Annotated in this window: 6 protein-coding genes; 4 read left to right on the forward strand and 2 right to left on the reverse strand. The window is 32.4% G+C overall.

Annotated elements, in window-relative coordinates; all coding sequences use genetic code 11:
* The 4 genes from AACY61_RS08585 to AACY61_RS08600 form a co-directional block, all read left to right on the forward strand.
* Positions 1-123, forward strand: a 123-nt coding sequence (locus tag AACY61_RS08585) for a sigma factor-like helix-turn-helix DNA-binding protein (RefSeq protein WP_339611170.1), incomplete at its 5' end; no start/stop codon positions are given.
* A complete protein-coding gene (locus tag AACY61_RS08590; RefSeq protein ID WP_339611165.1) occupies positions 120-680 on the forward strand; it encodes a hypothetical protein in 561 nt (186 codons plus the stop codon). The genes AACY61_RS08585 and AACY61_RS08590, both read left to right, overlap by 4 nt.
* Positions 664-1,755, forward strand: coding sequence for a hypothetical protein (locus AACY61_RS08595; protein ID WP_339611166.1), 1,092 nt, complete (start codon positions 664-666; stop codon positions 1,753-1,755). The genes AACY61_RS08590 and AACY61_RS08595 overlap by 17 nt, the downstream gene beginning before the upstream one ends.
* 26 nt (positions 1,756-1,781) lie before the next feature.
* Positions 1,782-2,513, forward strand: coding sequence for a head GIN domain-containing protein (locus tag AACY61_RS08600; protein WP_339611167.1), 732 nt, complete (start codon positions 1,782-1,784; stop codon positions 2,511-2,513).
* A 74-nt stretch (positions 2,514-2,587) separates the two neighbouring features.
* Here the strand turns inward: AACY61_RS08600 and AACY61_RS08605 are convergent, their stop codons facing one another.
* Together AACY61_RS08605 and AACY61_RS08610 are read right to left on the reverse strand one after the other, a co-directional pair.
* Positions 2,588-3,910 carry a DUF6252 family protein gene (locus AACY61_RS08605; protein ID WP_339611168.1) on the reverse strand — a complete coding sequence of 441 codons (1,323 nt, stop codon included), beginning with the start codon at positions 3,908-3,910 and terminating at the stop codon, positions 2,588-2,590.
* A 227-nt stretch (positions 3,911-4,137) separates the two neighbouring features.
* Positions 4,138-4,931 (reverse strand): MFS transporter (locus AACY61_RS08610; RefSeq protein WP_339611169.1); only part of this gene is annotated, 794 nt, incomplete at its 5' end.

Here is a 4,931-nt window from a genome sequence, read left to right on the forward strand (position 1 = left end):
GGCTACGATCATGAAGAAATCTGTGAAATCATGAAAATCAGTTATGCCAATTGCAGAACATTGCTTTCAAGGGCTAAAGACAGTCTAAGAAAACAGCATACTAAAAATTTTATAAAATCATGAAAAATCAACAATTTGACACCCAAATAAAAGCGCTTTTTGAAAAAGAGCACCCCACTCTTATTGAGCCGGAATCAGGTCATAAACTCAGGTTTATGGAAAAACTTAATAAGACCCAAAACACAAAGAAACCAAGAATAAACTACCTGTATTTTGCAAAACCTCTTGCTATTGCTGCCTCTTTTTTATTATTAATCACATTGGTTTATCCTTTCTTAAATGATTCTAAACAGGAAGCCGATTTAGCAAGTATTTCACCTGAAATGGCTCAAACACAAGACTTTTTTACAAGCACTCTCGATAGAGAAATAAATATATTAAATAATGCAAAGTCTCCAGAGACAAGTATTCTTGTTGAAGACGCACTGAAACAAATGGAAACTTTAGAGAATGAATATGAGACTTTAAAAGTGGAATTAGTTAAAAGTGGTAACGATGAGCGTATTATCCATGCAATGATTACCAATTTTCAAAATAGAATTGACTTGCTAAAACACGTTATGGAACAAATAGAACATATTAAAAAACTAAAAGCCGAAAATCATGAAACCACTGTTTAAAACACTCCTTTTATTATTGATAATGCCTGCAGTTGCTCTATCATTTAATTCCTCATTGAATGGAAAGCATACCAAAGAAAAGACGATAAAAAAGCAGTTTGAAGTATCTAAAAATACACTACTTAAAATAAATAACCGGTATGGAAATGTTGATATTACTACCTGGGATCAAAACACAATTAATATCGAAGTTACTATAATCACCAATGGAAATAATGAGCAGGAGGTACAAAACCGACTTGATGAAATTACTGTTGAGTTCAATGCTACAAATTCACAGGTTAGTGCAGAAACTTTAATCGCAAAAAAGAAAAGTAATTGGTCTTTTTGGGGGTCTAGCTCTAATAATGTCAATATGAAAATCAATTATCTGGTTAAAATGCCAAAAACTAACAGTTTGGATGTAAAAAACGATTACGGTGCAATTAGTTTAAATGAAATTGATGGCAACACAACTATTAGCTGTAATTACGGAAGTTTTATTTTAGGTGATCTTAATGGAAATGAAAACAGTCTTCAGTTTGATTACACCACAAAAGCATCTATTAATTTTATAAACAGTGCCACAATCAATGCAGACTATTCTGAATATGAAGTAAATAAAGCAAATGATATAATTTATAAAGGTGATTACACTAGAGTGCTAATCAATGAAATTTCTGGAAATTTTGATTTTAGCACGACATACGGAAAAGTTGAAATAAAAAAAGCACACAATGTAACAGGAGAAAGTCGATATGTTACACTTACTTTTGGAAATTTAAGTAAAAGCCTTGAATTGGATTCAAAATATGGACGTATTAGCGTTGATGAGCTTAAACCAGGTTTCAAAAATGTGCATATTAATGCAAAATATACTTCTATTAATATAGGCTTCAATGAGAACGCAAGCTTCAATCTTGATACAAATCTTTCCTATGCAAATTTAAGCGGGCAAGATAATTTTGATTTCAGTTTACAAAACATTCACAACACTAAAAAAGAGTATAAAGGCCATTATGGCAAAGCAAACTCAGGAAATACAGTTTATATAAATTCAGGATACGGAGGAGTAACTTTAAAAAAAAATAATTAATAATCATCAATCTTAAAACGAACATTATGAAAAATCAAACTCTAACTTTAACAATTCTCTTTTTATTTTCAATACTTACCTCACAGGCTCAATGGGGCTCTAAAACAATAAAAGGTAATGGATCAGTAATTACAAAAACAATTCAAGCCGGCGATTATGATGCAATCTCTGTTGCCGGAAATTTTTATGTTACACTTATAGAGGGTTCTGAAGGAACAATTCAAATAAAAGGGGAATCCAATTTATTGGAAGAAATGGAAATAGAAACAGAAAAAGGAAATTTAAAAATTAAACCAAGAGACAATAAAAACCTGAAAACCAGTGGTAAAAATAAAATTGAAATTACAATTCCGGTTCAGGAAATAAACACAATAGCATTGGCTGGTTCGGGAACAATTCAAAACGATTTCTCTTTAAAGTCCAGTCAATTATCTGTAAAACTAGCTGGTTCAGGCACTATAAATCTAGATATTAAAACGATAGAACTAGAAACTTCCGTTGCTGGTTCTGGCGATTTACTTTTAAAAGGTAAAGCTCAAAACTTAAATGGAAGTATTGCAGGTTCAGGTTCTATAGACACTCAACAAGTAAAAACTGAAAACGCAGATATTTCAATTGCAGGTTCCGGAGATTTTAAGTTGCAATGTTCAGGGCTTCTTAAAGCCAGGGTTTCAGGATCGGGAGATATAATCTATAAAGGAAAACCTGAAAAAATTGATTCCAAGGTTGCCGGTTCAGGTAAATTAAAATCTCTATAACAGTAGATTACGTTAAATAAAAAGGCCACTTTTCTAAAAGTGGCCTTTTTTATTTTTAAATTTTAAAATATGTATTAATAATTATACTGGAAAAAACCTTCTGAAAGGAAATATACAGGGTCTCCTCCCTCCTCTAAAACCGCTTGAAAATTAAACGCAAACCGAATACGTTCTGCACTGTTTTCTAAAAGAATTAATAAACCACTTTGTGAGCTATATAATTCTTCACCGTCAAAATAAGTGGCTTTTTCCTCTCCTTCAAAGCTAAATGTATAAGTTCCGGCTTCAGATTCTAAAGGAAATTGAACAGTTACAATCTCTCCGGAAATTGTATTTAATCCTTCAATTGTTATAAAAGTTTCATCAGAAGTTACAGAAATTGAGTCGGCTGCAAAGCTCAATTCCCCAATTTGTATTGTCATAAAGTCAGCATCATCTCCGGGTTCTCCATATTGAATTGTGAGTGTATCAAAAGTTCCATTGGTAATTGAGACTGTTTCAGACCCTTCATTTCTGCCGGCTACAAACTCAAATGTACCACTTACAATATTATTGTCGAGATCAAATGTTGTAATATTTAAAGTACCAATCCCGTTTTCACTTGATAAGGTTGTGTAAGGGTCCTCTCCTTCAATTTGATAAGTTCCCAAAGAGTTTAGAGTACTTAAAGCTTCTAAATTAAATTCGCCTACTTGCGGATTAACAACACGTAAAGTGATTGTTTGATCATTGTTGACAGCTTCTATAATCATTACATCATTTGCTTGAATATAAGTTGCTGCGGCATTTTCACCTTCGGCCGTAAATGGTGTTTCATCTACATCAGCATAGAATTCTGCAGGATTAGAATCGTCACCTGTACTGCCGTCACTTTCCAAAGGAATTTCATTAAATTCTCCTTCAGAAATCACCACAACATCAAAAGTAGGGTTTCCATCATTATCCAAAATGGGTTGTCCGTTTGCGTCTAATAAGGGTCTGGTTGCAGTAAAGGAAAAAGTACCTGAAATAGCACCTAGCTCAACATCATATTGTGTAACGACAACTTCACCGGTTCCCCCTTCATTTTGACTCGAAAAAGCCAATGGCTCTACATTAATTCCAAAAGTAGCTTCTCCTTGACTAACCATATTAAAACTTCCAACTCCGGTTCCATAAAGGTTTAAGTTAATTACATCGCCGTTGCTTTTGATACCGGTAATTGTAGTAATACCTTGAAGGGTTTGGGCATTTGCAGTATCTCCTTCGAACTCGACACCTTCAACTTCAGCATAAAACATTGGAGTTAATAATTCAGGGTCGTCAACAACAAAATCTCCTTCAAGCGATTCATTATCACACGAATATAAAACCATTGTAAAAATACTGACGAATATAAAAATTGATTTAATTTTCATTTGTACTTAATTGTTTATTTGAAATAAAATACCATCTAAAAAAGCTTGTTGAAACAAAAATTAAAAAAGGTATTTTAAAAGTAGATTATAGATTGAATTTGGTTATTCGCAAACTTAAGTAAAAATATTTATTTGATACAGAAATTATTTTTTAATAATAACCTCACATTCATAAAACTTACTTTTGAACAATAAATTGTTTATTCTGATTTATAATGACAAAACCATCATTTTTTCTTTCTTGGAACTCTTAATAATAAAACTATTCCTAAAAAAAAGAAGATCACCAAAAACAAAATTGAGTTTCTCATGCTTCCTGTTAAATGGTCAATAAAACCATAAAGCAGCATCCCTATCACTATACCAATTTTTTCGGTGACATCATAAAAGCTGAAATAAGATGTTGTATCCATTGTTTTAGGTAATAACTTTGAATAAGTTGATCTGGAAAGTGACTGAATTCCACCCATAACCAATCCTACAAATGCAGCAGTTGTATAAAACTGAATTGGTTCAGTTATTGAATATGCCACAATACAAAGTGTCAACCATATTGAATTAATAATAACCAAAGTAGGAATGTTTCCAAAACGTGATGAAGCTCTTGATGTTATTTCAGCACCTAAAACAGCTACTAATTGAATCAGTAATATACTTACTATCAATCCCATAGTTTTTTCATCTGTATCCTCCCAATTGATTTCTTGTTCACCAAAATAGGTTGCGACCAACATTACGGTTTGCACGGCCATACTGTAGATAAAAAATGCAAGAAGATAGCGTTTTAACTGTTTGTTTTCAATAAGGGAACTATGCACTTTTTGCAGCTCTTTAAACCCATTTAACAATACATTTTTGGTTAGTTTGGTATTCTTTTTAAACCCCTTGGGAAGGTGATAAAATGAATACTGACTAAAAATCGCCCACCAAAGTCCTACTGTAATGAAAGATATTTTCATTGCCAGTAAAGATGCACCTGATCCTTCACCAAGTCCAAAAAACTCAGGAAACATTACCATAG

It is taken from the genome of uncultured Planktosalinus sp., from assembly GCF_963973675.1.
In the GTDB taxonomy this organism is placed as follows: domain Bacteria; phylum Bacteroidota; class Bacteroidia; order Flavobacteriales; family Flavobacteriaceae; genus Planktosalinus.

Bases quoted from the DNA above. Each gene is read 5' to 3' on its own strand.
- AACY61_RS08590 (WP_339611165.1), top strand. From the start codon at position 120: ATGAAAAATCAACAATTTGACACCCAAATAAAAGCGCTTTTTGAAAAA.
- AACY61_RS08605 (WP_339611168.1), bottom strand. From the start codon at position 3,910: ATGAAAATTAAATCAATTTTTATATTCGTCAGTATTTTTACAATGGTT.
- AACY61_RS08595 (WP_339611166.1), top strand. From the start codon at position 664: ATGAAACCACTGTTTAAAACACTCCTTTTATTATTGATAATGCCTGCA.
- AACY61_RS08600 (WP_339611167.1), top strand. From the start codon at position 1,782: ATGAAAAATCAAACTCTAACTTTAACAATTCTCTTTTTATTTTCAATA.